We start from the raw sequence: 26,762 nt of genomic DNA on the forward strand, positions 1-26,762 counted from the left end.
CCCGGCCCCCTCGTGTGCGGTCGTGCCCGCGGTCAGTGGCTGCCACAGGCAGGCGCGGCGGCCTCCGGCAGCGGCTCCGGCACGCCGATCTTAGGCAGGCCGAGCAGGACACCGGCCGGTTTCGCGGCGGCTTCCTGCGTGCGCTTCTCCCAGGCGTCGCCGGCGCGGGTGCGGCGCACGGAGGTCGTCGGGCCCTCGGCGAGCAGGTGGTGCGGGGCGGCGTAGGTGATCTCCACGGTCACCACGTCGCCGGGGCGGACCTCGGACTCCGGCTTGGTGAAGTGCACCAGCCGGTTGTCGGGGGCGCGGCCGGACAGGCGGTGCGTGGTGCCGTCCTTGCGGCCCTCGCCCTCCGCGACCATGACCTCCAGCGTGCGGCCGACCTGCTTCTTGTTCTCCTCCCAGGAGATCTCCTCCTGGAGGGCGACGAGGCGCATGTAGCGCTCCTGCACGACCTCCTTGGGGATCTGCCCCTCCATGTCCGACGCGGGGGTCCCGGGACGCTTGGAGTACTGGAAGGTGAAGGCGTTGGCGAACCGCGCCTCGCGCACCGTGTGCATCGTCTGCTCGAAGTCCTCCTCGGTCTCGCCGGGGAAGCCCACGATGATGTCCGTCGAGATGGCCGCGTGCGGGATGGCCGCCCGCACCTTCTCGATGATGCCGAGGAAGCGTTCCTGTCGGTACGAGCGGCGCATGGCCCGCAGGACGGTGTCCGAGCCGGACTGGAGCGGCATGTGCAGCTGCGGCATCACGTTCGGGGTCTCGGCCATGGCCGCGATCACGTCGTCCGTGAAGTCGCGCGGGTGCGGGGAGGTGAAGCGGACCCGCTCCAGGCCCTCGATCTGCCCGCAGGCCCGCAGCAGCTTGGAGAACGCCTCGCGGTCCCCGAGGTCGGAGCCGTACGCGTTGACGTTCTGCCCGAGGAGGGTGATCTCGGAGACGCCTTCGGCGACCAGGGCCTCGATCTCGGCGAGGATGTCGCCGGGCCGGCGGTCCTCCTCCTTGCCGCGCAGCGCCGGAACGATGCAGAAGGTGCAGGTGTTGTTGCAGCCGACGGAGATCGAGACCCAGGCGGCGTAGGCGGACTCGCGCCGGGTGGGCAGCGTGGAGGGGAACGCCTCCAGCGACTCGGCGATCTCGATCTGCGCCTCTTCCTGGATGCGGGCGCGCTCCAGGAGGACCGGCAGCTTGCCGATGTTGTGCGTGCCGAAGACGACGTCGACCCAGGGGGCCTTCTTGACGATGGTCTCGCGGTCCTTCTGGGCGAGGCAGCCGCCGACGGCGATCTGCATGCCCGGACGCGTGGTCTTCATCGGCGCGAGGCGGCCGAGGTTGCCGTAGAGCTTGTTGTCGGCGTTCTCGCGCACCGCGCAGGTGTTGAAGACGACGACGTCGGCGTCCCCGTCGGAGCCCTCGGGGGCTCGGACGTAGCCGGCGTTCTCCAGCAGTCCGGACAGCCGCTCGGAGTCGTGGACGTTCATCTGACACCCGTAGGTGCGCACTTCGTAGGTTCGAGAAACGCCCACTTCGTCCACTGCTCCGGTCCGGTCGCTGCTGCTGGTCATCCCTCAAGGGTAAGGGGGGCGCCGGGACGTCCCGGACGACGAACGGCCCGCCGCCGTGGTTCAGGGGCGGCAACGCCTCGGCGAGCGCCCCGGGGACCTGGTCAGCACCAGGCGCCGACCTCGGCGAGCTGGGCCCGGAGGGTGCCCGCGTCCGGTCTCAGGGAGCCGGCGAAGGCGGCCGAGCCGATCGTGAAGGCGTCGACTCCGGCCTCGGCGAGGTCGCGGACCTGGCCGCGGTCGGTGATGCCGCCGGCCACGACGAGCCGGCCGGTGGTCGCGGCACGGGCGGCCCGGACGAGGTCGAGCGGGTCGGCGTCGGTGGCGCGATGGGCGAGGAGGTCCACGCCGGCGCAGCCGGCCGCCTCCGCCCGGCGGCAGTCCTCGGCGGTTCGCTCCGGGGTGCCGGCGAGGCGGGTGGGATGGCCGAGGGGTTCGCCGACGAACGGGAGGTACTCGATTCCGGTCCCGGCGAGGAGGCGAAGGGTCTCGTCGACCCAGGTGCCGCCCATCAGCCGGTCCACACCCAGGTCGATCGCGGTCCGCGCGGAGGCGAGGGCCTCCTCACGGGTGGTGCTGACGACTTCGAGGTAGCTGGTCGCCCCTCGTTCCCGGATGCGCCGGTGGAGCAGGGCGAGGGTCGCGGTGTCGACGCCGACGTCCTTGAAGCCGATATGGCCGATGCCGAGGTCGCCGACGGCTTCGAGTACGTCGAGGCAGTCCGGGACGGTCCGGTCGGCGCGGGTGAGCATGAAGATGAAATCCACGGGGCGGTCTCCGGGTCCTTCGTGGGTCGCGGCGGGTGACCGCGGCGGACGGATGGGCGTGGGTGGCGGCGGGTGACCGCGGCGGACGGATGGGCGTGGGTGGCGGCGGGTGACCGCGGCGGACGGCGGATGGGCGTGGGTGGCGGCGGGGCGGGTACGCCGGACACCTGCGCTGCCGTCCGACGCGGACGGGTACGGGTGCGCGCAGGCGGGCCGGGGACGGCGACCCACGCACGTGGGCGGATGCGGGCGCAGGTGGACGAGTGCGGATCGACGTGGCGAAGGCGTGCGGCGACGCGGACGGGCGCAGCCGCGGCAGGAGGCGGCCGCCCGACGGTCAGCGGCCGGGGTAGGGGCAGTGGCAGCCGCCGCCCGACGGTCAGCGGCCGGGCAGGGGGCCGGACGGGGCGCTCGCGCCGTCGGACGTGGCGTCGGCACGGCTCCGGGCGCCGGACCGGTCCTCGGCCGGATCGACGGTCTCCGGCACGGTGGCGCCCGCCGCGAGGTCGTCGGCCTGGTGGAGGGCGGTGAGCAGGCTGGTGTGGTCGGCGGTGCCCGTGCCGGCGATGTCGAAGGCGGTGCCGTGGTCGACGCTGGTGCGGACGAACGGGAGGCCGATGGTGATGTTGACGCCGTGTTCCAGGCCCAGGTACTTCACGGGGATGAGGCCCTGGTCGTGGTACTGGGCGACGACGGCGTCGAACTCGCCGGCGCGGGCCCGCATGAAGACGGTGTCGGCCGGCCAGGGTCCGGAGGCGTCGATCCCCTCGCTCCGGGCGGCGCGGACCGCCGGGGCGATGATGTCGAGGTCCTCGCGGCCGAAGAGGCCGTTCTCCCCCGCGTGCGGGTTGAGCGCGGCGACGGCGATCCGGGGACGGGCGATGCCGCCGCGTCGAAGGGTTCGGTGGGTGAGCCGCACGATGTCGAGTTCGCGGGCCGTGGTGAGCGCGTCGAGTGCGGTGCGCAGGGACTGGTGGACGGTGACCAGGACGACCCGGAGCTCGCCGTTGGCCATCATCATGGCGTAGTCGCCGGTGCCCGACAGCTCGGCCAGGATCTCGGTGTGCCCGGGGTAGGGCAGCCCGGCTCGTCTCAGTGCCTCCTTGTTGATCGGGGCCGTCGTGATGCCGCGGACCTCACCGCGCAGGGCCAGCTCGATCCCGCGACGTACGTAGTGGAAGGACGCGGCACCGGCCCGGGCGTCGACGGTGCCGGACCTCAGGTCCGGCGGCAGCACTCCCTCGGCGAGGACGTCCAGGACGCCGGGGCGGTGGACGGCGGCAGCCACGGTGTCGACCGGTCGCACCGTGAGCCGTACGCCCGTGGTGCGGGCGGCTCGGTCGAGGGCATCCGGATCGCCGATGACGACGACGGGCGGTCGGCGCCTGGGGTCGGCGCACGCTTTGACGGTGATCTCGGGTCCGATGCCGTTCGGGTCGCCCATGGTGAGGGCCAGGGGTGTGGTCGGCGTCCGCATGCGGTCACCCCTTCGCCGTGCTGTCGCCGCCGGCGATCAGCAGTCGGGTGAGCCGTTCGAGCGTGGCCTCGTCGCCGAAGCCCCCTGCCTTGATCAGGACGGGGATCCGCAGCGGGCCGAGCAGCGCGCCGCGGGCGATCCCCGGCTCGGGTTCGTCGAACAACTCGATGCCCGTGGCGCCGAGGGCTGCGAGCACCGCGGCGGCGGTCTCGCCTCCGGTCACGAGCAGTCCGTCGGCGAGTCCCTCCGCTGCCGACCGCGCTGCCGCGACGGCCAGTTCGTCGGTGAGCGACTCCGCCTCCGCCGGGTCGCACCGCCCGTCCGGGGTGTGCACGACCAGGACCGGGGCGTCCGAACGCCGCAGGGCCTCGACGGCGGCGGCCGGATCCCCTGCACCGCGCGACGCCTCCGAGCCCGCTTCGGGATCGGTACCGCTCGATCTCGGGTCCGCACCGGTGCCGACACTCGGGGTCGCATCGCCGGCGACGCCGGAAACGGAAGCGGAGACGGAAACGGAATCGGAGCCGGTGTGGACGGCCGTCACGTCCGGGCGCGTACGCAGGCGCTCCAGCTGACGCCGGGTCGCGGGATGCGCGCTCCCAACGGCCACCAACGGCCTTAGCGCGGCGGGAAGTCGGGGAAGCGCGGCCGCTGCGGGGATTCGCGGGTGGTGACGGGCCAGCGCGGCGGCGAGGCCGGGAGAGCCGACCCAGAGCACGTCGCCCGGGCGGGGCACCGCGGCCACCAGCCGGTCCAGATCGGCGTCCGTGACAGCGGAGCACACGCACACCCCTCCCCTGGAGAGCAGTTCGGGAAGAAGGTCCAGCTCCTTCTGGTCCCCCGCGTCCACGGCCTCGGCCTCGGGAAGCAGGAGGGTGAGGTCCGAGGTGACGACCGGGTGGACCGGGTCCCGGGCGAACTCGCTCTCGTGGACCGGAACGCCCCGCACGTGCTGGACACCGGCGACCGTGGTCCGGCCCTCGGCCGGAAAGGCCGGCGCGATCACGACGGCGCGCCGCCCCGAGCCCTCGCGGGCCGCGCGGATCTCCGCCGCGATGTGCCCCCGGAGCGTGGAGTCGACCGTCTTGATCAGCAGATCGGCCCCGGCGTGGGCGGACGCCGCCCGCTCGGTCAGCGCCCCGGCCACCGCCGAGCCCAGGAGCCGACTGCCGAGGTCGACGGCGACCACCCCCTCACCGTCGTGAGGTGGGATCACATCGTCGTCCACCCGCCCTGGCAGCAGGACCCGCGCCCGGTGCCCTGCTCTGCGGAACGGCGCGGCACCGTCCCCCGCGCTCGTGAGGTCGTCCGCGAGGACGACGATCCTGTTCATGCGGGTGATCGGTACGTTCCTCGTCATGCGTGCTCCTCGGTCCGCCGGTCGGTGACGCCTCCACATTGGCGCCCCCGCAGCCCCCCGACAAGCGATTCCTTCTCACCTGATCCGTGAGTAGATTTCACACATGCGCTGGCCCGACCTCCCCCCGCTGAACACCCTGCTCCCCTTCGAGGCGACCGTGCGGCACGCGAGCATGACCCGTGCCGCCCAGGAGCTCCACGTCACCCACGGGGCGGTCAGCCGGCAGATCCAGAACCTGGAGAAGGCCCTGGGCACCCCGCTCTTCGAGCGCGGGACCCGGGTTCTCCACCCCACACCGCAGGCGCACCGGCTGGCGGCCGCCGTCCGTGACGCGCTCGACCGACTCGACACGGCGGCCCGTGAGGTCTCACGGCGGGAGCGGGCCGGCCCGCTGGCGCTGTCCTGCGAGCCCACGCTACTGATGCGCTGGCTGATCCCGCGGCTCCCCGACCTGGCGGCGCGGGTGCCGGGACTCACCGTGCACCTGTCGGCGGGCGGCGGGCCGGTCTCCTTCGACGGGGACACCGTCGACGTGGCTCTGCGCCGGGACGACTTCCCCGTGCCCGGCCAGGTGAGCCGGACGCCGCTCTTCCTGGAGCGGATCGGCCCCGTGTGCAGCCCGGAGCTGGCCGAACGGATCACCGGAGCCCGGGGCTTCGCCGGTGTGACGATCCTGCACGCGGCCACGCGTCCGGGTGCGTGGGACGACTGGCAGCGGCTCACCCGCCGGCGCGTCGAGGGCGCCGCGCAGCAGACCTTCGAGCACTTCTACCTGGCGCTCCAGGCCGCGGTCGCGGGCGTCGGCGTCGCGATCGGCCCTTACGCGCTGGTCCACGACGACCTCGTCAACGGCCAGCTGGTGGCGCCGTTCGGCCTCATGGCCGACGGCACCGGGTACCACCTGCTGAGCCCGCGGCCACCTGAGCAGGACGACCGGGTCGCCCTGCTCCTCGGCTGGCTGCGGGATCAGGCGGGTGAGCTCTGACGCACCCCCGGCGGCGGACGTCTCCACGCGTGGGGCACGCAGCAGGCCGTCCGAACCGACGGGTCCGCCTGCCCGCCGACCCGCCACCCGCCCGGGGCCGGGTCGCGCCGGCCCGGCGGACGGAGGGACCGGCCTCGCCCGCCGCCCGGGCGCTGCGGAACGTACTGCGCGACGCCCTGCCCGTACCCGCCGATCCGCACCTGGTGTGATCGGGCGATCGCCCCCGTGAACCTCCGCCCCTCCTCCTGTCCACGCCCCGCCGTGCCCTCCGATCGAGCCGCCGCTCCGGCCTCGGAGTCCCCTGCCGGAGCGGCGGGGCCTGGCCATCGGAGGCGGTGAGCTGGCAGGATCGCGCCATGCTCGCCTCGCTCTCCCGTGCCACCCGCCGCCGCGTCCTCCAGGTCTCGGCCGCGGTTCTGGTGGTCTGCGGGCTGCTGGTGTGGTGGCTGGTTCCTTTCGGTACTCCGGCGCCGAGCGGCCGCGTCACGTTCAGTACGGGCGTGCCCAGCGGGGTCTACCAGAAGTACGGGGAGCTGCTGCAGCAGGCTCTCGCCCGTGATCTTCCGGACGTCTCGATAGCCCTCGCCGACAGCGAGGGCTCGCAGCAGAACCTCGCGCGCGTGGCCACCGGCGAAGCCGACTTCACGATCGCCACGGCCGACGCGGTGGCGCACTACCAGCGGGACCGGAAGCCCGGCTTCGACCGGCTGCGCGGCTGCGCCCGGCTCTACGACGACTACGTCCAGCTCGTCGTCCCCAAGGGTTCCGCCGTACAGTCCGTGGCCGATCTGCGCGGGCTGCGGGTCGGCGTCGGACAGGAGGGGTCGGGCGTGCGGCTGATCGCCGAGCGGGTGCTCGCGGCGGGCGGGCTGCTCGACCGCGACATCAAGCCCGTCTCGGCGGGCATCGACACGATGCCGGAGCTGCTGGAGCGCAAGCGGCTGGACGCCTTCTTCTGGTCGGGCGGTCTGCCCACGCAGGCGGTGCAGACGCTCTCCCAGCGTCTTCCGGTGCGGCTGGTCTCGCTGGACGCAGCCCTGATGGCCAATCTCCACGACGTCGGCGAGTCGAACCGCCACTACCGCTCCGCGGTGATCCCGGCGGACGCCTACGGCAAGGCGCAGGACGGGCAGGAGGTGCCGACGCTGGCGGTGGCGAACCTCCTCGTGACCACGGACGACGCCGACCCGGCCCTCGTCGAGGGCTTCACGCGAACGGTGATCGGCAGCCGTGACCGGATCGGCAACCAGGTGCACCCGGCCCAGCTCGTGGACCTCCGCACGGCGATCTACACCGATCCGCTGACGCTCCACGAGGGCGCGCGACGCTACTACCGGTCCGTGAAGCCGTAGCCGCTCCGGGCACCCGCCGTGCGGCCCGCCCGTCCACCCGCCCCGGGCCGCCCCTCAGCGCGCCTGCGGCGCCGTCCTCGGCACGGTGACCGTCACGCGCAGCCCGTGCGGCTCGTTCGGCGCGAAGCCGATGGAGCCGCCGCCCGCGGCCAGCAGCGTCCGGCAGATGGACAGGCCCAGGCCGGACCCGTTGACGTTCTGATGGCGGCCGCTGCGCCAGAAGCGGTCGCCGACCCGGTCGAGCTCCTCCAGGGTGAGCCCCGGGCCGCCGTCCGCGACCTCGATCGCGCAGGTCTCGGCGGCGAGGGACACGGCCATGGTGACCCGCTCGCCGGCCGGGGTGAACTTCAGCGCGTTGTCGACGACCGCGTCGAGGACGCTGGAGAAGGCCACCGGATCCACCCAGGCGGCCGCCGCCCGGACCTCGCCGCTCAGCCGGACACCCTTCTCCTCGGCGAGCGGACGCCAGGCGGCGATCCGCTCGGACGCCATGGCGCCGATGTCGGTGAGCCGCAGATCGGCGTCGGCGTGCTCGGCGAGGGCCAGGTCCAGCAGGTCGTCGAGGACCTGCGCGAGCCGCTTGCCCTCGGTGCGGACGGAGGCGATCTCCTCGTTGCCCTCGGGAAGTTCGAGCGCGAGCAGCTCGATGCGCAGCAGCAGCGCCGACAGCGGGTTGCGCAGCTGGTGGGACGCGTCCGCGACGAACGCCCGCTGCTGCTCCAGGACGTCCTCGACGTTGTCGGCCATCTCGTTGAACGAATGCGCCAGGCGGCGCAGTTCGGGCGGGCCGCCGGCGGCGGCGACGCGGGACTTCATGCGGCCGGTGGCGATGTCGTGGGTGACCGCGTCCAGTACGCGCACGGGGCGCAGCACCCAGCCGGTGAGCCGGAACGCCGCGCCGACGGCGAGCAGCATCGCGGCGAACTCGCCGACGACGATGATCAGCCAGCCGCGCAGGATCTGCGAACGCAGCTGTCCGGTGGGCGAGTCGGTGACGACGACGGCGACGACGTCGCCGTCGCGCACCACCGGGGAGGCGATGGTGAGCCTCGCCTCGTCCTGCCAGGGCCAGACCTGCGGTGGATCGTGGCTGCGGCGGCCGAGCAGTGCCTCCTGGAAGGCCCGGCGGCCCTCCCCTTCGTAGGGGACGACCCAGTCCTCGGGTGCGGCGGCCATGGACCGGTTGTTGCGGTAGAAGATGCCGGTACGGATGCCGTACACGTCGTGGTAGCTGGCCAGTTCGCCGCCCAGGGTGGCGCGGCGTTCGTCGATCCCGGGGTCGGTTTCGCGGACGAACTGGGCGAGGGCGGCGAAGCGCGCCGCGTCGTCGAGCCGGTCGACGACCACGCGCTGCTGCTCGGAGGCGGCGAGGCTGGCGGCCAGCGGGAAGCCGAGGGCGAGCAGCACCCCGGCCATGAGGACGATGAGCAGCGGAAGCAGGCGGGTGCGCACGAAGTGGTCCGGAGGGGGTCAGGCGGCCGGGGCGACCAGGCGGTAGCCGACGCCTCGCACGGTCTCGATCAGCGCGGGCATCCGCAGCTTGGAGCGCAGTGAGGCGACGTGCACCTCCAGGGTGCGGCCGGTCCCCTCCCAGCTGGTGCGCCAGACCTCGCTGATGATCTGCTCGCGGCGGAAGACGACCCCGGGCCGCTGGGCGAGGAGCGCGAGCAGGTCGAACTCCTTGCGCGTCAGCTGGACGGGGGCGCCCTCGACGCTGACGCGCCGGGTGGGCAGCTCGATGGTGACGGCGCCGAGCCGCAGGGCGGCCTCGTCGCCGGCGGAGCCGGCCTCGTCGCCGTTCGCGGTGCGCCGGCTGACGGCGTGGATCCGGGCCAGCAGCTCGCCGGTGTCGTAGGGCTTGACCACGTAGTCGTCGGCACCGAGGTTGAGGCCGTGTATGCGCGAGCGGACGTCGGCACGCGCCGTCACCATGATCACCGGAGTGCTGGTGAGCTTCCGGATGCGGCCGCAGACCTGGTAGCCGTCCTGGTCGGGCAGACCGAGGTCGAGCAGGATCACCCCGTACGAGGGACGCTCGCCGTGCGCGGCGGGCAGGACCGCCTGGAGCGCCTCCTCGCCGTTGCGGGCGTGCGTGACGGTGAAGCCGTGCTTCGCGAGCACCGCGGACAGGGCCGCGGCGACGTGGTCGTCGTCCTCGACGAGCAGCAGTCTCATGACCCTCCTCCGTAACTCGGTGATCTCGTGGTGGATCCCTGTCTACCAGCAGGGCACCTTGGCATGAACGCCGATCAGCGGCATCTCAGTCAAGTGTCCCCCTGGCGCACCCGGGTTTCCGTTATGGAGCCGGTACGCCGTGCACCGTCCCCTTCACCCAGTGTGTCCGGTTGCGGCCGGATCGTTATCCTCAATTTCCGCTCAGATGTGATGACGCTCGTCGCACCGGGTGCCTAGTGTCCTTGCCAACCGAGGAGGACGGAGCTAGAAGCCGATGAGCGGAGTGTCAGTGACCAAGGGCTCGGAAGACGCCGTACCGGCGGCGGCGGGCGACCTGGTCGTGCTGTCCAACGTGAACAAGCACTTCGGCGCGCTGCATGTGCTCCAGGACATCGACCTGACCATCGCCCGTGGCGAGGTCGTGGTCGTCATCGGGCCCTCCGGGTCCGGCAAGTCCACGTTGTGCCGCACCATCAACCGGCTGGAGACGATCGACTCCGGCACCATCACGATCGACGACCGGCCGCTGCCCCAGGAGGGCAGGGAGCTGGCGCGGCTGCGCGCCGACGTCGGCATGGTCTTCCAGTCCTTCAATCTCTTCGCGCACAAGACCGTGCTCGAGAACGTCATGCTGGGCCAGGTCAAGGTCCGCAAGACGGAGAAGAAGGCGGCCGAGACCAAGGCCCGCGCGCTGCTCGACCGGGTGGGTGTCGGCACCCAGGCGGACAAGTACCCCGCGCAGCTCTCCGGCGGACAGCAGCAACGCGTCGCCATCGCGAGGGCGTTGGCGATGGACCCGAAGGTCATGCTCTTCGACGAGCCGACCTCGGCGCTGGACCCCGAGATGATCAACGAGGTCCTTGAGGTCATGCAGCAGCTGGCCCGCGACGGGATGACCATGGTCGTCGTCACCCACGAGATGGGCTTCGCCCGTTCCGCGGCCAACCGCGTGGTGTTCATGGCGGACGGGAAGATCGTCGAACAGGCCACGCCCGACGAGTTCTTCAACAACCCGCGCAGCGACCGTGCCAAGGACTTCCTGTCGAAAATCCTGCACCACTGACGGCGCCTTCCCGCATGCTTCACCCTGCCGATCAACAACCCACGACCTAAGGGATGTTCACCATGAAGCTCCGCAAGTCCGCGGCCGTCGCCGTCGCCGTGCTCGCCCTGACCGCGACCGCGTGTGGTGGCAAGGAGGGCTCCGCCGGCGACAAGCCCGCCGTGAAGCCCGGCGACAAGACCGCGCCCCAGCTGCCCACGTACACCGTCGCCACCGACGTGAAGCTGGAGTCGCCGGTCTTCAAGGAGGCCCAGAAGCGCGGCAAGCTGATCCTCGGTTCCAAGGCCGACCAGCCGTACCTCGGCTTCGAGGACCAGGCCACCAAGGAGCGGTCCGGCTTCGACATCGAGATCGCCAAGATGATCGCGGCCGAGCTCGGTTTCAGCGCGGACAAGATCGAGTGGAAGACCGTCGACTCCAAGCTCCGTGAGACGGCGATCTCCACCGGCCAGGTCGACTACTACGTCGGTACCTACACGATCAACGACAAGCGCAAGGCGCTCGTCGGCTTCGCGGGCCCGTACTACAAGGCCGGCGCCGACCTCCTGGTCCGCAAGGACGAGACCGCGATCACCGGTCCGGACACCCTCAAGGGCAAGAAGGTCTGCTCGATCACGGGCTCCACCCCGCTGCAGGAGATCAAGAAGCCCGAGTACGGCGCCCAGACCGTCGAGCTCGGCAAGTACTCGGACTGCGTGCAGCAGCTCGTCACCAAGCAGGTCGACGCCGTCACCACGGACGACTCGATCCTCAAGGGCTACGCCGCCGCCAACGCCGGCAAGCTCAAGGTCGTCGGCAAGCCGTTCACCGAGGAGCCCTACGGCATCGGCATGAACAAGGACGACAAGGTCCTGCGCGACAAGATCAACGACATCCTGGACGCGCGCATCAAGGACGGCACGTACAAGAAGATCTACGAGGCCACCCTCGGCCTCTCCGGCTCCGCGTACACCGAGCCGCCGGCGATCAACCGCTACTGATCCTCAGGTGAGGCGAGCGCCCCGTACCGATGTGCGGGGCGCCGCTCCCCCTGCCCGCATGCCCTGCCCGTAAGCCTTGGCACGCCTCGACCGTAGGACGCCGACCGCCGACGCGGAGACCTCATGAACGTACTGCTCGACCATTTCCCGGAGTTCCGCGACGGCTTCATCGGAACCGTGTCGATCACCGCCGTCAGCTCGGTCATCGCGCTGCTCCTCGGCGTCGTCGTCGCCGGCTTCCGGGTGTCGCCCGTACCGCCTCTGCGCTACTTCGGCACCCTCTGGGTCACGCTGCTGCGCAACACTCCCCTGACCCTGCTCTTCCTCATCTCGCTCTTCGTGGTCCCGGAGATCCTCTTCCCGGGGATGAGCCCCTTCGTGCTCGGCTCGCTCGCGCTGGGCTTCTACACCTCCGCCTTCGTCTGCGAGGCCGTCCGCTCCGGCATCAGCACGGTGCCGCTCGGCCAGGCCGAGGCCGCCCGTTCGCTCGGCATGACCTTCGCGCAGACGCTGCGGATGATCGTCCTGCCGCAGGCCACGCGGACCGTCCTGCCGCCGCTGAGCTCGATCTTCATCGCGCTCACCAAGAACTCGGCCATCGCCGGCGCCTTCAGCGTCACCGAACTCTTCGGCTGGCAGACGCTGATGAGCGAGCAGGGCTACGCCATCGCCCCGATCTTCGTCTGGGTGGCCGCCGCGTACCTGGTCATCACGTTCACCATCAGCGGGATCTTCCGTCTCCTGGAGCGCCGCATGGAGGTCGCCCGATGAGTGCCAGCGTTCTCTACGACACCCCCGGCCCCAAGGCGCGCGTCCGCAACCGGATCCTCGCCGTGCTGGGCAGCGTCGCCATCGTCGCCCTGATCGCCGTCAGCGTCGTCCGGCTGAACGAGAAGGGGCACCTCGCCCCCGAGATGTGGGACATCTTCAACTACGCGGGCATCCGGCAGAACATCGCCGACGCGGTGCTCGCCACGCTGAAGGCCTTCGGTCTCGCCGCCGTCGGCTCCCTCGTCCTCGGCGTGCTGCTGGCCGTGGCCCGGCTCTCCGACCACGCGCCGATCCGCGTGGCGGCCACCGGCTTCATCGAGGTCTTCCGCTCGATCCCGCTGCTGATCACGATCTACGCCGTCTGGGTCGGCTTCCTCACCGACTACTCGATGTGGGCGCTGGCGCTGGGCCTGTCCATCTACAACGGCTGCGTCCAGGCCGAGGTGCTGCGCGCCGGCGTCAACGCGGTGCCCAAGGGCCAGCGGGAGGCCGCGTACGCCCTGGGCATGAGCAAGACCCAGGTGATGACCACCGTCCTGCTGCCGCAGGCGATCCGGGCGATGCTCCCCACGATCATCAGCCAGCTGGTGGTCACCCTGAAGGACACCTCGCTCGGCTTCGTGATCCTCTACCCGGAGCTGCTCCAGACGGCACGGCTGATCGCCTCCAACACACAGGTCAACGGCCAGTACCCGTACGTCTCCACGATCGTCGTCATCGGCACGATCTACATCGCGATGTGTCTCGCGCTCTCCGCCCTCGCCACCTGGATCGAGAAGCGGGGCCGCCGGGCCAAGACCGGGATCGCCGTCTCCGAGGCCGGCGTCACGACGCTCGCGGGTGCCAACGAGGCCGTGCAGATTCCCTCCCAGCCGGGCGAAGCCCCGGCCGACGAGCCCGGCATCACGAAGAACTGACAGTATGTGACATCATCCGGGGGCAGTGGCGGTCGCCGCTGCCCCCGTCACTTGACGCACGCACCCGCAGTGGGTTGCATACGTTCTGTGACCATGCACCGGGCTCGCGCCACACTTCGCTGTGCTTCCCGCATGACCGAACGGCCTTCAGGAGCCACGCCGTGGACCCGGTGATCATCGTCGGCGCGGGGCCCGTGGGCCTCGCGCTCTCCCTTGCCCTGGCAGCCCAGGGCGTCCCCAGCGTCGTACTCGACGAGGGCCCGGGCAAGGAGGAACCGCGTCCGGCCCGTTCCGTCGTGCTGCGCGAGGACATGGCGGCGATGGTGGAGCGGCTCGGCTGTGCCACGCTGCGTGACGAAGGGGTCCGCTGGGTCGGCTGGCGTTCCCTGCGACGCAAGCAACAGATGCGGCACATCACACTGAACCTCGGGCTGCGCGGCGACGAGAGCGCGGTCGCGGGCCCGCCCGCTCCGCTGCACATCCCGCAGCACGCCCTCGCGCGCGGTCTGCGGGCCGCGATCGCCGGACAGGAACTCGTCCAGCTCGTCACCGAGGCGCGTCTCGACCTGATCGAGCAGGACGCCGGCGGCATCACCGCGCACACCCGCGGACCCGGCGCGACCTGGTGGCGTGGCAGCCACCTGGTGGGTTGCGACGGCGCCCGCTCCACCGTGCGCAAGCTGCTCGGCATCCGCTTCCCGGGGCGGACGGCGGTGGAACGCCACGCGGTGGCCGCACTGCGCACCGAACTCCCCTGGCCCGGCGAGGCGCTGTTGCACCGTCAGCCGCCGTGGCGGGGTGGCGGCGACGAGGTCGCGGCCCGGCCGCTGCCCGACGGCGTCTGGCGGATCGACTGGCTGCTCCCGCCGCGCGGCGACCTGGTCACCCCCGACGCCCTCGTCAGCCGGATCCGCGACACCCTCGCCGGCTGGTGCGACGGTGTGACGCCGCCGTACGAGCTGATCGACACCGGGGTCCACACCCTGCACCACCGGCTGGCCAGGCGCTGGCGGGTGGACCGGGTCTTCCTCGCGGGCGACGCCGCGCACCTGCTCGGCGCGGTCGGCACCCAGGGCCTCGACGAGGGACTGCGGGACGCGGACAACCTCGCCTGGAAACTCGCCCACGCCTGGCACCACGGCGGCTCGGACACCCTGCTCGACAGCTACCAGAGCGAACGGCGCGCCGCCGTCGCCTCGCGGCTGCGGGCCGCCGACCAGTCGCTGCCCGTGCTGCGCGGCGGCGGGGGGCTGCGGACGTACATCCCGGGCGGTACCCGCGGCCACGACACCCTGGTGACCGACGGCCACCTGGGGCGCGGCCCGCTGGGCGCGCCCCCCGCGTACCCGCACTCCCCCCTCGCGCCTCCGGACGCCGTGGCGCAGACGCCGGTGGCCACGAGCGCGGGCGCCCCGGTCGAGGACGTCCGGGTGACGGCTCCGGACGGCACGACGGTCCGGCTCCGGGACCGGCTGGGGCAGGGACGGTTCCTGGTGGTGCTCGTGGCACCCGGCACCGGCGTGTGGGACCGGCGGCACTGGATGAGCGCGGGCGTGATGCCGCGGCTCGCGGAGGCCGTCCGGGCGCTGCCGGCGCGGGCGGAGCTGCTGGTGACCGAGGCCTATCCGGGGGCGGCGGCGCACGCCGTGCTCCTGGTGCGGCCGGACGGGCACCTGGTCGCGGCCTTCTCCGGGGTGCGGCCAGAGGAGCTGTACGCGGCGACGGACGCGGCCCGCGGCGGCGCGGTCACGGGGTCCGGGGAGCCGGGGCCGGTGGCCGCGGCCGAGGGAGCCGGAAAGCCCGGGCCGGGAGCGGGGGCGGCGCGAGCCGAGAAGGCGGGAGCCGGGGCCGGGCCGGTGTCCGGCCCACGGTCCGGGAAGGCCGCCGGGCGGGGCTCCGGGCCGGGAGCGGCGGCGGGAAAGAGGGACCGCACCGCGGACGTCAATTGACCGTCGCGGGCGCTCATGGTGTACTCCGGAGCGTGACCGACACCGATGTGCGCCTGTGGCGGAGGGTCCATATGGACCTCGTCCGCTACGCGGGCTGCGTGTGTCGCCCGTCCTGCTGAATTCGCCCTTCCCTCGCGCGCTCCGCCATGCCGTCGTCGGCTGCCCGGCGTCACCGCGCGCCTCTCCCGCGAACTTCCAGGACGGTCCTCCGTGTCCCAGCACGTCTCCGTGTCCGCGCACGCCTCCGTGGTCCCGCACGCGCACGCCGCCGCGCCCTCCCCCATCGCCACCGAACCCACCGCCGCCGACCTCCTCGACTTCGTCCGCCGCACGGCGGCGGACACCGCGTTGATCGACTCGCTGCCCCTGGATCCGGAGGGCCGCACCTGGGTGCGGCTCGACGGACCCGCCGGCAGCGAGGCCTGGCTGATCGGCTGGCCGCCCGGCACCGGCACCGGCTGGCACGACCACGCCGAGTCGCACGGCGCCTTCACCACCGCTCGCGGCACGCTGAAGGAGAACTCGCTGGCGGTGCGCCTGCCGGCGAGCGGCTGGAAGACCCTGGAACTGGCCGACGGCGTAGACCGGCGGCGTGAACTGACGGCCGGCAAGGGGCGCGCGTTCGGCCGGCACCACGTGCACGAGGTGCTCAACGAGTCCCGCGACACCCACGCGGTGTCGGTGCACGCGTACTACCCGCCGCTCCCGCTGATCCGGCGCTTCAGCCGCTCGGGCGCGGTACTCCGTCTGGAGCAGGTCGAGCGACCGGAGGACTGGCAGTGAGCGACGAACGCGTGGGCATCGACGAGTTGTTGGAGCGGGTCAGGTCCGGCCTGGACCGGATCGGGGCCCGTGAGGCGCACACGGCGTACGAGGCGGGTGACGCGCTCCTGGTCGACACCCGCTACGCGGCGCTGCGCGAGAGGGACGGCCTGATCCCGGGCGCGCTGGTCGTGGAACGGAACGAGCTGGAATGGCGGCTCGACCCGCTCGGCAGCCACCGCGCCCCGGAGGCGGACAGTCACGACCTGCGGGTGGTGGTCTTCTGCAACGAGGGCTACGCGTCCTCGTTGGCCGCCGCCTCGCTGCGGCAGCTGGGCCTGCACCGGGCGACGGACGTGATCGGCGGCTTCCAGGCCTGGAAGGCGGCGGGCCTGCCGGTCCTGCCGCCCCGGACGAACCGGGAGTAGCTCCGCCGGCACGGTCACGGGAGCGAGGGCGGGGCCGGGGTCAGCGAGGGCAGGTGCGGGGCCGGGGCCAGCGAGGGCGCACACGTGCGGGGGGGGCAGGGTGTGCGGGATGCGGGTCCGTTCCGCTCCGAGCCGCCGTACGGGCGCGGCGCAGCCGGGCCCCGGTCTGGTGGATCCCGGACACCTCCTAGAAGGGCTCGTCCAGCCCCTCCGTGTCCTCGCCCTCCTCCTCCAGCGCCTGCCGGACCACCCGCAGGGCCATGCCCTCGGGGTAGCCCTTGCGGGCGAGCATCCCCGCGAGGCGTCGCAGGCGGCGGTCCCGTTCCAGGCCGCGGGTGGCGCGGAGCTTGCGGTCGACGAGCTCGCGCGCGGTGATCTCCTCCTGCTCGGAGTCGAGCTGCCCCACCGCCTCCTGGATCAGCGAGGGGTCGACTCCCTTGGTCCGCAGCTCCCGGGCCAGGGCGCGGCGGGCCAGGCCCCGGCCGTGGTGCCGGGACTCCACCCAGGCATCGGCGAAGGCGGCGTCGTCGATCAGCCCCACGTCCTCGAAGCGGGAGAGGACCTCCTCCGAGACCTCGTCGGGGATCTCCCGCTTGCGCAGGGCGTCGGCGAGCTGCTTGCGGGTGCGGGGAGTCCCGGTGAGCAGGCGCAGACAGATCGCCCGCGCCCGCTCAGCCGGATCCTGGGGCGACAGCTCCTTCTCGGCCCTCGACGAGTCGGGGCTGTCGCCCGGCCATTCGGTACGCCGGGTCACCGTGTCAGCTCTTGGCCGCCGGGGCCGCCTTGGTCGCCTTCGTGGCCTTGACCGCCGTGGCGGGGACGGCCTTGGCCGCCTCGTCCGTGGCGGTCGCGGCACCCGCGGCCTCCGCGCCCGGTTCGGCCGCGGCTTCCTCCGGCCGCACTCCGACGCCCAGCTTCACCTTGATCTTCTTCTCGATCTCGTCGGCGAGATCGGGGTTGTCCTTCAGGAAGTTGCGGGCGTTCTCCTTGCCCTGGCCGAGCTGGTCGCCCTCGTAGGTGTACCAGGCACCGGCCTTGCGGACGAAGCCGTGCTCCACGCCCATGTCGATCAGGCCGCCCTCGCGGCTGATGCCCTGGCCGTAGAGGATGTCGAACTCGGCCTGCTTGAACGGCGGCGCGACCTTGTTCTTGACGACCTTGACGCGGGTGCGGTTGCCGACCGCGTCCGTGCCGTCCTTGAGGGTCTCGATGCGGCGGATGTCCAGACGCACGGAGGCGTAGAACTTCAGCGCGCGGCCACCGGTCGTGGTCTCCGGCGAGCCGAACATGACGCCGATCTTCTCGCGGAGCTGGTTGATGAAGATCGCGGTGGTCTTGGACTGGTTCAGCGCACTGGTGATCTTCCGCAGGGCCTGGCTCATCAGGCGGGCCTGGAGACCGACGTGCGAGTCGCCCATCTCGCCCTCGATCTCCGCGCGCGGGACGAGCGCGGCGACGGAGTCGATGACGATCAGGTCGAGGGCGCCGGAGCGGACCAGCATGTCGACGATCTCGAGGGCCTGCTCGCCGTTGTCCGGCTGGGACAGGATGAGGTTGTCGATGTCGACGCCGAGCTTCTTGGCGTACTCGGGGTCGAGGGCGTGCTCGGCGTCCACGAAGGCGACCTGGCCGCCGGCCTTCTGGGCGTTCGCGACGGCGTGCAGGGTCAGGGTGGTCTTACCGGAGGACTCCGGTCCGTAGATCTCCACCACACGGCCGCGCGGCAGGCCGCCGACGCCAAGGGCGATGTCCAGGGCGGTCGAACCGGTGGAGATCACCTCGATCGGCTCCTGGGTACGGTCACCCATGCGCATGACGGCACCCTTGCCGAATTGCCGTTCAATCTGTGCGAGCGCGGCTTCGAGCGCCTTCTCGCGGTCGGTTCCTGCCATGGGTTCCACCCGGTTTGCTTGAGTCGATCGCTTCATGTGAAAGACGCTATCCCCTGCCACTGACAATGGGCCTCGGCGTCTCTCCGACCTGTGGACAACTCGGCCACAACCCCGTGATTCCAAGGGCCGGAATCCCATAAGAATGGATGTTCGATTTCGGTGTCAAGCGCACCACGCCGACGGCACCGCCCCCGCGCGACCCCCCTCCCGGCCGGTCCGCGGACCGGTCCGAGGCCCCCCTCCCGCCGGTTCCCGCACCGTGCGCACGGTCAGGCGACACCTATCCTTCCTGGCATGCCCCTCCCCTTCCGCGTCCGTGACGGGCGCCCGTCCCCGCGGGTCACCGACGCCGTCGTGGCGCTGGCCGTCACCCTCGTCGTGGTGATCTGGACCCTGGTCGCGGCGCGGTACACGGACGAGCCGACGGCGCGCACGGTCGTCGGCTGGACCGTGATCGCGATCGGCTGCGGGGCGCTGTGCTTCCGCCGCCGGTGGCCCGTCGCGGTGGCCGTCGTGACCCTGCTGGCCTGCGCGGTCTACTACCCGGTCTCGGCCCAGGACGGGCCGCTGATGATCACCTTCGCGCTCGCCCTCTACACGCTGGCCGCCGAGGGCCGGTTCGCCGCCGCCGTCGCCCTGGCCGCGGCCACCCTGCTCGCCGTCGGCCTCGGCGAGCTCCGCCAGCAGCCGGGGCACCGCCAGATCGACGACACCTCGCTCGCGATGCTGTCCGGCTGGCTGATCAGCCTGGTCGCCGTCGGCCGCGCCCAGCGCACCCGGCTCGCCTATCTGCACGAGGTGGAACAGCGGGCGCTCGCCGCCGAGCGGGAGCAGGAGGCGCGTGCCCGGCAGAGCGCCACCGAGGAGCGTCTGCGGATCGCCCGGGAGCTGCACGACGTGCTCGGGCACAGCATCTCGCTCATCAACGTCCAGTCCGGCGCCGTCCTGCACCGGCTGGGCAAGAAGCCGGAGCCCGACGTGGCCCTGGCCGCCGCCGAGGAGGCGCTGCAGGCGGTGAAGGCCACCAGCAAGGACGCGTTGCGTGAGCTGCGCGCCACCCTCGGACTGCTGCGCCGCGCCGACGAGGCCGCCCCGACCTCGCCGACCTCGGGCCTCGCGCTGCTCGGCGAGCTGGTGGAGCGGGCCCGGAGCACCGGCCTCGACGTCCGCACCGCGGTGGCCGGCACCCCCGCCGCGCTGGCTCCGCCGCTCGATCTCGCCGCGTACCGGATCGTGCAGGAGTCGCTGACCAACGTCACCCGGCACGCGGGGGCGCGGACCGCGCTGGTCACGCTGGACTGGGGCCCGCGCGAGCTGCGGCTGCGGATCGAGGACGACGGCGAGGGCGCGCCGGAGGAGTCGCCGCTGGGCAGCGGCATCCGCGGGATGGCGGAGCGGGCCCGGGCCTTCGGCGGCGATCTGACCGCCCGGAACACCGCCGACGGCTTCCTGGTCGACGCCCGGCTGCCGCTCGCCGGTACCGGCCACGCCCCCCTGCGGGCCCCTGGCCCGCCCGGCCCCATCCACTCCGACGGACCGTCCCCCTCGCCTCCGCCGCCCGGCCCGACCGGCCCCACCGGACCGTCCGGCCGCACCGACCCGCCCACCACGCCCCAGGGGGACCCCCGATGATCCGTGTCGTACTGGCCGACGACCAGACCCTGGTCCGCGCGGGGTTCCGCTCGATCCTGGCCGACGAGGACGACATCGAGGTGGTCGGGGAGGCCGGCGACGGGGAGCAGGCCGTCGCGCTCGCACGCGAACTGCGACCGGACGTGGTCCTGATGGACGTCCGGATGCCCGGCCTGGACGGTCTGGAGGCCACTCGGCGCATCACCGGCGACGCCCGGCTGGAAGGGGTCCGGGTGGTCATCCTCACCACCTTCGACATCGACGACTACGTCTACGGCGCCCTGCGCGCGGGGGCCTCCGGTTTCCTGGTGAAGGACACCGAGCCGATGGAACTGCTGCACGGCGTGCGGGTGGTGGCGCGCGGCGACGCGCTCATCGCCCCGGCCGTCACCCGCCGCCTGATCGCGGAGTTCGCCGGCCGTACCCGGCAGCCGGACCCGAGCCCGCGCCTGAACGCGTTGACCGAACGGGAGCGTGAGGTGATGGGCCTGGTGGGGGCGGGGCTCTCCAACGACGAGATCGCGCGGCGGCTCGTCCTGTCCCCGGCGACCGCCAAGACGCACGTCAGCAGGATCATGACCAAGCTCGACGTCCGGGACCGGGCCCAACTGGTCATCCTCGCGTACGAGTCGGGGATGATCACGCCGGGCTGGCTCGGCTAGGGGGTGTCTTGCCGATCAGGCCGGGACCGCGAGCCCGGCAAGATCGGCAAGACGCCCCCTAGGTCCTGTCGCCGGGCGGTCTGCGAGGTCGCGGAGCCGTCCCCTAGGGGCTGCCGCGGCCCGCCCGCAACTCCGGGGGTACGGCCTGGGCGAGGGGCGCAACCGAGGGGGTACACCGGTTGTCCACCGGCGGGCGACGCGGTGACCGCGGGCGTACGCCGACGCTGGCCGTGTGAATCCAGAAGTACTCGACCTCGCCCGGCTCCAGTTCGCCCTGACGGCGGGCGGCCACTTCCTCTTCGTCGCCCTCACCCTCGGGCTGGCGACCGTCGTCGCCGTGCTCCAGACCGTGGCGACGATCGGGCGCCGGCCGCTGCACGCGCGCATGGTCCGCTTCTGGGGACAGCTGTACGTGATCAACTACGCGGTCGGGATCGTCACCGGCATCGTGATGGAGTTCCAGTTCGGCATGAGCTGGAGCGGGCTCACGCACGAGGCGGGCAACGTGCTCGGCGCCTCGCTCGCGGTCGAGACGATCGTGGCGTTCTTCGTCGAGTCGACCTTCCTGGGCTTGTGGATCTTCGGCTGGCACCGGCTCGGACGGTGGGTCCATCTCGCGACGATCTGGGTCGTGACGCTCACCGCGTACCTCTCGGCGTACTGGATCCTCGTCTCCAACGGCTTCCTCAACCACCCCGTCGGCCACCGCACCGAGGACGGCGGACTCGTCCTGGCCGATCCGGTGGCCGTGCTGACGAATCCGTCCGCGCTGCTGGCCTTCGGGCACGTCCTCGCCGGCGCCCTGCTCACCGCCGGCTTCTTCATGGCCGGGGTCAGCGCCTACCACCTGTTCCGGCGGACGGACGAAGGGGCGTTCTTCGGACGGAGCCTGCGCGTCGGGGTGTTCCTCGCCTTCCCCGCGCTGATGGTCACCGCCGTCTTCGGCGGCCTCCAGTTCTCCGCGCTGAGCACGTTCCAGCCCATGAAGTCGGCCGTCTTCGGCGGGAAGGCCGCCGAGATCGCACGCGTGCAGGCGGACATGGCCGCGCGCTACGGCCCCGGCGACTACGTCCCCTCCGAGGCGTGGACGCGGGGCGCGGGCCTGGTCATGCTCCTCTGCTTCGCGCTGATGATGTACCTCACCTTCGCCGGAGTGATCCTGGCCTGCTTCAAGAAGGCCGTCCTCCGCTTCCGGCTCTGGCATCTCGCCCTGATGGCCGCGGTGCCCCTGCCGTACCTCGCGATGATCGGCGGCTGGGTCTTCCGTGAGGCAGGCCGACAGCCCTGGGTGGTCTACGGACTGCTGAGGACAGAGGACGCGGTCTCCGATCTCTCCCCGGCCACGATGCGGATCTCGCTGGCCGTCTTCACCACGCTCTTCGTGCTGCTCCTGGTCCTCAACGCCTGGCTGCTGGCCCGGCACGCGCGCCGCGGCCCGGTCGATCCGGGGCTCGGCCGCGACGACCGGGCCGGCTCCGAGGACCCGGTCGCCGCCCTGCCCGCCACGCGCTACTGAGGAGCGGACCGTGCTCTTTCCCGACACTCTCGCCGTCGTCCTGCCGGCCTTCTTCGCCACCGGCTGGTTCATCCTCGGAGGCTCCGATCTCGGCACCGGGATGCTCCTGCCGTACCTGGGCCGGACCGCGCACGAAAGGCGCCTGGTCATCGCGTCCTTCGCGCCGTTCTTCCTGGGCAACGAGGTCTGGCTGATCGCCACCGCCGGCGTGCTCGCCGGGTGCTTTCCCACGCTCGAAGGGGAGTTGCTGGCGGGCCAGTACCCCGTGCTCGTCGCCCTGCTGGCCGGCTGGGTCGTCCGGGACACGGGGCTGTGGTCGCGCGGCCGCGTGAGCGGGGACGGGGGACGCCGCCGGCGCGCGCTGTGCGACGCGGCGGTGGTGTGCGGCAGCTGGACCGTCGCACTCTCGGTGGGGCTGCTGCTCGCCGCGCTGCTGACCGGGGCGCCATACGAGCCCGTCGGCGGCCCGGCGGGCGTCCTCGTCGCCCTCGCGGTCGCCGCCCTGTTCGCCGTGCACGGGCTGGGCTTCGCGACGCTGCGGCTGACCGGACCGCCTTTCGAGCGGGCCCGGCTGCTGGTGGGACGGAACGGCCCCTGGCAGTCGTTCGCCCTCACCGCCGTCCTCCTCGGTGCGCTCCCGCTGGTCGCCGGCGGCACCCTCCCGCTCGCAGGGCGAGCGGCGGACCCCGCCACGCTCGCCCTGCTCGTCCCCGCGCTGCTGGTCGTCACCCCTTTCCTGGTCGCCGCCCAGGTGTGGACCTGGATCGCCTTCCGGCGGCGGGTGACCGGGCCTTCCTACCTCTGACCCCCGCTTCCGCGTCCCCCGTCCCGCATCCCTCAGCTGTCACCCATGCCCCTTCCCGGCTCGCACCGGGCCTCTCGACAGGAGAAACAATCATGACCGTCACGCGGGACAGCGATCCCCCGGTCACCCGTCGGCGCGGCAGCGTCTTCGAGCGGCTGGCCGCCCTCTCGTACCGCCGCCGCTGGACGGCGGTGCTGCTCTGGATCGTGGTGGTGGCCGCGGCGACCGGCGCGTCCACCGCCGTCGGCAGCGCGTACCACAACGACTTCTCGCTTCCCGGGACCGATGCGCAGGCGGCCCGGACCGCCCTGGAGCGGCACGGCTCCGGCCAGGCCGACGCGACCCTGCAGATCGTCGTCAAGGACGCGCGGGGGATACGCGATGCCACGGTCACGGCGCGCGTGGACGGGCTCCTCGACCGGGTGGCGCTGCTGCCCGGTGTGACGGACGTCCGCAGCCCCTACGAGGACGGGGCCGCGGCCTCGCGGGACGGGACCGTGGGCTACGCGACCGTCACGCTCGACGGGGAGGCGGAGAACACCGACCGGGCCCAGGTCCTGAAGGTCGTCGAGACCGTGCGCGCGGCCCAGGGCGACGGCCTGGTGGCCGCCGTCGGCGGCGACGCGGCCCGTGGCGCCGAGGAGGGCGGCGGAGGCGCGGCGGAGGGCGCGGGCATGCTGGGCGCGCTGGTCATCCTGGTCTTCCTGTTCGGCTCGCTGGTCGCGGCGAGCCTGCCGGTGATCACCGCGGTGTTCGCGGTCGCCGCCTCGATCGGTCTGATCGCCCTCGCCTCGCACCTGGCGGACGTCGCCGACTTCACGCCGCCGATCATGATGCTGGTCGGTCTCGGCGTGGGCATCGACTACGCCCTGCTGATCTTCTCCCGCTACCGCGGAGAGCTGCTGGCGGGTGCGGAGCCCGAGCCGGCCGCCCGCACCGCGCTCGACGCCGCGGGCCGGACCGTCTTCTTCGCCGGCTGCACGGTGATCATCGCGTTGACCGGGCTGGTGGCCCTGGGGCTCGGTTCGCTGCAGGGCGTCGCGCTCGCCGTCGCCCTGACCGTCCTGGTCACCATGGCCGCGTCCCTCACTCTGCTCCCGGCGCTACTGGGCCTCTTCGGCCGGCGGATCCGGCGGCAGGTGGCCAGGCGGGCGGCGCGGGCCGGCCGGGTCGAGGGCGCGGGCTGGCGGCGCTGGGCGGCGGGGGTGCAGCGTCGGCCGTGGACGGCCCTGCTGCTCTCCCTGGCAGCCCTGGGTGCCCTGGCCGCGCCGGCTCTCGACATGCGTCTCGGCTTCGCCGACGCGGGCAACGACGCCCCGGCGAAGTCCAGTCGGCAGGCGTACGACCTGCTGGCCGAGGGCTTCGGTCCCGGCTTCAGCGGACCGCTGGTCGTGGTCGTGGACGGCGGCGCGGCCCGCGGCACCGGCGGGGAGGCGGACACGGGCGCGGCCGTGGCCGCCACCGCCGGGGAGCTGCGGCGGCTGCTGGACGCGACCGACGGCATCGCGGCGACGACACCTCCGCTCCCGGCCGGGGATCCCGCCGTCGCGACCGTGATCGCCTTCCCCGACTCGGCCCCGCAGGCGGAGGCGACATCGGAGCTGGTCGACCGGTTGCGCGCGGAGGTGCTGCCCCCGCTGGAGCGGACCAGTGGCGCCGATCTGCTGGTCGGCGGCCCCACGGCGGCGACCGAGGACTTCGCCGCCACCGTCTCCGCCCGGATGCCGCTCTTCGTCTCGCTCGTCGTCGGGCTCTCGGCCGTGCTGCTGCTCCTGGTCTTCCGGTCCGTCCTGATCCCGGTAAAGGCCGCGCTGCTGAACCTGGTGAGCATCGGGGCGGCGCTGGGCGTGATCACCCTGGTCTTCCAGCACGGCTGGTTCGGGGTGCAGCCCGGCCCGATCGAGGCGTTCATCCCCGTGATGATCTTCGCGATCGTCTTCGGGCTCTCGATGGACTACGAGGTCTTCCTGCTCTCCCGCATCCACGAGGAGTGGCAGCGCACCCGGGACCCGCAGGAGGCGGTCCGCGAGGGGCTGGCGGCGACCGGCCGGGTCATCACCGCCGCCGCGGCGATCATGATCGTGGTGTTCGCGGCCTTCGTGCTCAGCCCCGACCGGATGCTGCAGCAGTTCGGGCTCGGACTGGCGGTGGCGATCCTGCTCGACGCCGTCGTCATCCGCTGCCTGATCGTGCCGGCGGTGATGCAGCTCCTCGGCCACCGCGCCTGGTGGCTCCCGGCGCCGCTGCGCCGGATCCTTCCGGAGGTGCACCTGGAACGGGACTGAGCACGGGGGATCCGGCACGGCGGGACCGGCCGCGGGAGGACCGGTGACGGGGGACCGGCGGGACCGCCGCCGGGCCCGCGAGCCCGGCCCGCCGACAGGTCAGGCGCCGTCCCTCGGGGACCCGGGCGGCTCGTCCGGCCCCTCGGCGTCCGGGGCCGCCTGCCCCTGCTCCCGCTTGTGGTGCAGGGCCTTCTGCAGCCGGGCGACCACGGCCTCCCCGTACCGCCGGTGGCCGTGGACGCGCGGGTCGTCGGTCACGTCGTACCGCTTAACGTAGGCGCCGAGGAACGCCTGCAGGGTGGCGACGGCGGGGATCGCGATCAGCGCGCCGACGGCCCCGAGCAGCGCCGTGCCCGCGATCACCGAGCCGAAGGCGACCGCCGGGTGGATGTCCACGGTCTTGGAGGTCAGCTTCGGCTGGAGCATGTAGTTCTCGAACTGCTGGTAGACGACCACGAAGATCAGCACCCACAGCGCGTACCAGGGGTTCACGGTGAACGCGATCAGCATCGGCAGCGCGCCCGCGAGGTACGTGCCGATGGTCGGGATGAACTGCGAGACCAGACCGACCCACACCGCGAGCGCGGGCGCGTACGGCACCCCGAGGATCTCCAGCAGGACGAAGTGAGCGACGCCGGAGATGAGGGCCATCAGGCCGCGCGAGTAGAGGTAGCCGCCGGTCTTGTCGACGGCGATCTCCCAGGCGCGCAGCACCTCGGTCTGGCGGGCCGGCGGCAGGACGGAGCAGAGAGCGCGGCGCAGCCGGGGCCCGTCCGCCGCGAAGTAGAACGAGAACAGGAAGATCGTCAGCAGCTTGAACAGCCCGCCGAGGACGGTGGCGGAGACGTCCAGGACGCCGGTCGCGCTGTTCTGGACGTACTTCCGCAGCCAGTCGGAGCGCAGCACGCTGTCCTGGACCTCGACCCGGGAGAGGTCGGTGTGGAAGGTCTGGTTGATCCAGTTGATCAGCGAGTCGAGGTACTTGGGGAAGTTCTCGACCATGTCGACGATCTGGCCCGCGAGCATCGAGCCGAGCAGCACGACGAAGCCGACGCTGACGATGATCACGCCGAGGAAGACGAGGAAGGTGGCGAGGCCACGGCGCATGCCGCGGGCCGCCATGCGTCCCACGGCCGGCTCCATGGCGAGCGCGAGGAAGAAGGCCAGCAGGATGTTGACGAGCAGGCCGACGAGCTGGTGGAAGGCCCAGCTGCCCAACTGGAAGCAGGCGTAGAGCGTGAGGGCGAGCACCAGGGCGCGGGGCAGCCAGCGGGGCATCCGCGCCGTGGCGGCCCCGGTCTCGCCGGGTGCCCCGGAAGGGGACGCGAGCGGTCCCGGGGCGGCGGTCGTCTCGGAGGCGGCGGCGGCCGCGGGCACCACGGAGGCTGTCCGTCCGGTCGCCCCCTCCGCCCGGCCGTTCAC

24 protein-coding genes are annotated in these 26,762 nt (G+C 72.6%); 15 read left to right on the forward strand and 9 right to left on the reverse strand.

Going from position 1 to position 26,762, the window contains the following annotated elements; all coding sequences use genetic code 11:
- Nucleotides 1-32: 32 nt before the first annotated feature.
- The 4 genes from miaB to ACE1OA_RS09000 form a co-directional block, all read right to left on the reverse strand.
- The gene (miaB, locus tag ACE1OA_RS08985) at nt 33-1,565 is read right to left on the reverse strand and encodes a tRNA (N6-isopentenyl adenosine(37)-C2)-methylthiotransferase MiaB (protein ID WP_432752614.1); all 1,533 of its coding nucleotides are present in this window, start codon (nt 1,563-1,565) and stop codon (nt 33-35) included.
- Between the two features lie 101 nt (nt 1,566-1,666).
- Nucleotides 1,667-2,329, reverse strand: a complete 663-nt coding sequence (locus ACE1OA_RS08990) for a HisA/HisF-related TIM barrel protein (RefSeq protein ID WP_384867734.1) — start codon at nt 2,327-2,329, stop codon at nt 1,667-1,669.
- Between the two features lie 379 nt (nt 2,330-2,708).
- Nucleotides 2,709-3,806, reverse strand: a complete 1,098-nt coding sequence (gene pdxA, locus ACE1OA_RS08995) for a 4-hydroxythreonine-4-phosphate dehydrogenase PdxA (protein WP_384867736.1) — start codon at nt 3,804-3,806, stop codon at nt 2,709-2,711.
- Between the two features lie 4 nt (nt 3,807-3,810).
- Nucleotides 3,811-5,166, reverse strand: a complete 1,356-nt coding sequence (locus ACE1OA_RS09000) for a four-carbon acid sugar kinase family protein (RefSeq protein ID WP_432752615.1) — start codon at nt 5,164-5,166, stop codon at nt 3,811-3,813.
- Between the two features lie 103 nt (nt 5,167-5,269).
- Between ACE1OA_RS09000 and ACE1OA_RS09005 the strand changes: the two genes are divergently transcribed.
- Both ACE1OA_RS09005 and ACE1OA_RS09010 read left to right on the forward strand, forming a co-directional pair.
- Nucleotides 5,270-6,151, forward strand: coding sequence for a LysR substrate-binding domain-containing protein (locus ACE1OA_RS09005; RefSeq protein WP_356604289.1), 882 nt, complete (start codon nt 5,270-5,272; stop codon nt 6,149-6,151).
- Between the two features lie 356 nt (nt 6,152-6,507).
- Nucleotides 6,508-7,503, forward strand: a complete 996-nt coding sequence (locus ACE1OA_RS09010) for a TAXI family TRAP transporter solute-binding subunit (RefSeq protein WP_432754053.1) — start codon at nt 6,508-6,510, stop codon at nt 7,501-7,503.
- 54 nt (nt 7,504-7,557) lie between these two features.
- Here the strand turns inward: ACE1OA_RS09010 and ACE1OA_RS09015 are convergent, their stop codons facing one another.
- A complete protein-coding gene (locus ACE1OA_RS09015) occupies nt 7,558-8,955 on the reverse strand; it encodes a sensor histidine kinase (RefSeq protein ID WP_384867741.1) in 1,398 nt (465 codons plus the stop codon).
- A gap of 18 nt (nt 8,956-8,973) precedes the next feature.
- The gene (locus tag ACE1OA_RS09020; protein ID WP_356604295.1) at nt 8,974-9,678 is read right to left on the reverse strand and encodes a response regulator transcription factor; all 705 of its coding nucleotides are present in this window, start codon (nt 9,676-9,678) and stop codon (nt 8,974-8,976) included.
- Between the two features lie 274 nt (nt 9,679-9,952).
- On the opposite strand from ACE1OA_RS09020, the gene ACE1OA_RS09025 reads away from it, so the two are divergent.
- The 8 genes from ACE1OA_RS09025 to ACE1OA_RS09060 all read left to right on the forward strand — a co-directional run bounded on the left by ACE1OA_RS09025 (nt 9,953) and on the right by ACE1OA_RS09060 (nt 16,548).
- Nucleotides 9,953-10,741, forward strand: coding sequence for an amino acid ABC transporter ATP-binding protein (locus tag ACE1OA_RS09025; protein ID WP_356604297.1), 789 nt, complete (start codon nt 9,953-9,955; stop codon nt 10,739-10,741).
- Nucleotides 10,742-10,803: 62 nt separating this feature from the next.
- Nucleotides 10,804-11,721 carry a glutamate ABC transporter substrate-binding protein gene (locus ACE1OA_RS09030; RefSeq protein ID WP_356604299.1) on the forward strand — a complete coding sequence of 306 codons (918 nt, stop codon included), beginning with the start codon at nt 10,804-10,806 and terminating at the stop codon, nt 11,719-11,721.
- A gap of 123 nt (nt 11,722-11,844) precedes the next feature.
- Nucleotides 11,845-12,492: an amino acid ABC transporter permease gene (locus ACE1OA_RS09035; RefSeq protein WP_147976701.1), complete on the forward strand. Its 648-nt coding sequence runs from the start codon at nt 11,845-11,847 to the stop codon at nt 12,490-12,492.
- Complete coding sequence (locus ACE1OA_RS09040; protein WP_356604301.1) at nt 12,489-13,409, forward strand: amino acid ABC transporter permease; 921 nt, start codon at nt 12,489-12,491, stop codon at nt 13,407-13,409. The genes ACE1OA_RS09035 and ACE1OA_RS09040 overlap by 4 nt, the downstream gene beginning before the upstream one ends.
- A 161-nt stretch (nt 13,410-13,570) precedes the next feature.
- Nucleotides 13,571-15,358, forward strand: a complete 1,788-nt coding sequence (locus tag ACE1OA_RS09045; protein WP_432752616.1) for an FAD-dependent monooxygenase — start codon at nt 13,571-13,573, stop codon at nt 15,356-15,358.
- 47 nt (nt 15,359-15,405) lie between these two features.
- Complete coding sequence (locus tag ACE1OA_RS09050; RefSeq protein WP_309544753.1) at nt 15,406-15,477, forward strand: putative leader peptide; 72 nt, start codon at nt 15,406-15,408, stop codon at nt 15,475-15,477.
- Between the two features lie 127 nt (nt 15,478-15,604).
- On the forward strand, nt 15,605-16,141 hold the full coding sequence (locus tag ACE1OA_RS09055) for a cysteine dioxygenase (protein ID WP_432754054.1): 537 nt from the start codon (nt 15,605-15,607) through the stop codon (nt 16,139-16,141).
- On the forward strand, nt 16,138-16,548 hold the full coding sequence (locus ACE1OA_RS09060; RefSeq protein ID WP_356604305.1) for a rhodanese-like domain-containing protein: 411 nt from the start codon (nt 16,138-16,140) through the stop codon (nt 16,546-16,548). Before ACE1OA_RS09055 ends, ACE1OA_RS09060 begins: the two co-directional genes overlap by 4 nt.
- A gap of 187 nt (nt 16,549-16,735) precedes the next feature.
- On the opposite strand, the gene recX is transcribed toward ACE1OA_RS09060, so the two are convergent.
- Together recX and recA are read right to left on the reverse strand one after the other, a co-directional pair.
- Nucleotides 16,736-17,302, reverse strand: coding sequence for a recombination regulator RecX (gene recX, locus ACE1OA_RS09065; RefSeq protein ID WP_147980010.1), 567 nt, complete (start codon nt 17,300-17,302; stop codon nt 16,736-16,738).
- Between the two features lie 4 nt (nt 17,303-17,306).
- Nucleotides 17,307-18,440: a recombinase RecA gene (gene recA / locus ACE1OA_RS09070; RefSeq protein WP_356604307.1), complete on the reverse strand. Its 1,134-nt coding sequence runs from the start codon at nt 18,438-18,440 to the stop codon at nt 17,307-17,309.
- Between the two features lie 294 nt (nt 18,441-18,734).
- On the opposite strand from recA, the gene ACE1OA_RS09075 reads away from it, so the two are divergent.
- From ACE1OA_RS09075 to ACE1OA_RS09095, 5 genes are all read left to right on the forward strand, one after another.
- A complete protein-coding gene (locus ACE1OA_RS09075) occupies nt 18,735-20,072 on the forward strand; it encodes a sensor histidine kinase (RefSeq protein WP_432752617.1) in 1,338 nt (445 codons plus the stop codon).
- Complete coding sequence (locus tag ACE1OA_RS09080; RefSeq protein ID WP_356604311.1) at nt 20,069-20,734, forward strand: response regulator transcription factor; 666 nt, start codon at nt 20,069-20,071, stop codon at nt 20,732-20,734. Before ACE1OA_RS09075 ends, ACE1OA_RS09080 begins: the two co-directional genes overlap by 4 nt.
- A gap of 232 nt (nt 20,735-20,966) precedes the next feature.
- Entirely contained in the window at nt 20,967-22,250 is a 1,284-nt protein-coding gene (locus ACE1OA_RS09085) for a cytochrome ubiquinol oxidase subunit I (RefSeq protein ID WP_432752618.1), read from the forward strand.
- A gap of 10 nt (nt 22,251-22,260) precedes the next feature.
- Nucleotides 22,261-23,055 (forward strand): cytochrome d ubiquinol oxidase subunit II, encoded by a 795-nt coding sequence (locus tag ACE1OA_RS09090; protein ID WP_386542298.1) that lies wholly within the window; start codon nt 22,261-22,263, stop codon nt 23,053-23,055.
- 92 nt (nt 23,056-23,147) lie between these two features.
- Complete coding sequence (locus ACE1OA_RS09095; RefSeq protein WP_432752619.1) at nt 23,148-25,340, forward strand: MMPL family transporter; 2,193 nt, start codon at nt 23,148-23,150, stop codon at nt 25,338-25,340.
- 99 nt (nt 25,341-25,439) lie between these two features.
- On the opposite strand, the gene ACE1OA_RS09100 is transcribed toward ACE1OA_RS09095, so the two are convergent.
- Nucleotides 25,440-26,618: an AI-2E family transporter gene (locus tag ACE1OA_RS09100; protein ID WP_432754055.1), complete on the reverse strand. Its 1,179-nt coding sequence runs from the start codon at nt 26,616-26,618 to the stop codon at nt 25,440-25,442.
- Nucleotides 26,619-26,762 lie beyond the last annotated feature (144 nt).

The organism is Streptomyces sp. JL2001 (assembly GCF_050917515.1).
In the GTDB taxonomy this organism is placed as follows: domain Bacteria; phylum Actinomycetota; class Actinomycetes; order Streptomycetales; family Streptomycetaceae; genus Streptomyces.

Excerpts from the sequence above, each read along its gene's own strand:
- ACE1OA_RS09030 (WP_356604299.1), top strand. The coding sequence starts at position 10,804 with ATGAAGCTCCGCAAGTCCGCGGCCGTCGCCGTCGCCGTGCTCGCCCTG.
- ACE1OA_RS09075 (WP_432752617.1), top strand. The coding sequence starts at position 18,735 with ATGCCCCTCCCCTTCCGCGTCCGTGACGGGCGCCCGTCCCCGCGGGTC.
- ACE1OA_RS09000 (WP_432752615.1), bottom strand. The coding sequence starts at position 5,166 with ATGACGAGGAACGTACCGATCACCCGCATGAACAGGATCGTCGTCCTC.
- ACE1OA_RS09095 (WP_432752619.1), top strand. The coding sequence starts at position 23,148 with ATGACCGTCACGCGGGACAGCGATCCCCCGGTCACCCGTCGGCGCGGC.
- ACE1OA_RS09020 (WP_356604295.1), bottom strand. The coding sequence starts at position 9,678 with ATGAGACTGCTGCTCGTCGAGGACGACGACCACGTCGCCGCGGCCCTG.
- ACE1OA_RS09100 (WP_432754055.1), bottom strand. The coding sequence starts at position 26,618 with ATGCCCCGCTGGCTGCCCCGCGCCCTGGTGCTCGCCCTCACGCTCTAC.
- recA (WP_356604307.1), bottom strand. The coding sequence starts at position 18,440 with ATGGCAGGAACCGACCGCGAGAAGGCGCTCGAAGCCGCGCTCGCACAG.
- ACE1OA_RS09010 (WP_432754053.1), top strand. The coding sequence starts at position 6,508 with ATGCTCGCCTCGCTCTCCCGTGCCACCCGCCGCCGCGTCCTCCAGGTC.
- ACE1OA_RS09040 (WP_356604301.1), top strand. The coding sequence starts at position 12,489 with ATGAGTGCCAGCGTTCTCTACGACACCCCCGGCCCCAAGGCGCGCGTC.
- ACE1OA_RS09080 (WP_356604311.1), top strand. The coding sequence starts at position 20,069 with ATGATCCGTGTCGTACTGGCCGACGACCAGACCCTGGTCCGCGCGGGG.
- ACE1OA_RS09035 (WP_147976701.1), top strand. The coding sequence starts at position 11,845 with ATGAACGTACTGCTCGACCATTTCCCGGAGTTCCGCGACGGCTTCATC.
- miaB (WP_432752614.1), bottom strand. The coding sequence starts at position 1,565 with ATGACCAGCAGCAGCGACCGGACCGGAGCAGTGGACGAAGTGGGCGTT.
- ACE1OA_RS09025 (WP_356604297.1), top strand. The coding sequence starts at position 9,953 with ATGAGCGGAGTGTCAGTGACCAAGGGCTCGGAAGACGCCGTACCGGCG.
- pdxA (WP_384867736.1), bottom strand. The coding sequence starts at position 3,806 with ATGCGGACGCCGACCACACCCCTGGCCCTCACCATGGGCGACCCGAAC.
- ACE1OA_RS09005 (WP_356604289.1), top strand. The coding sequence starts at position 5,270 with ATGCGCTGGCCCGACCTCCCCCCGCTGAACACCCTGCTCCCCTTCGAG.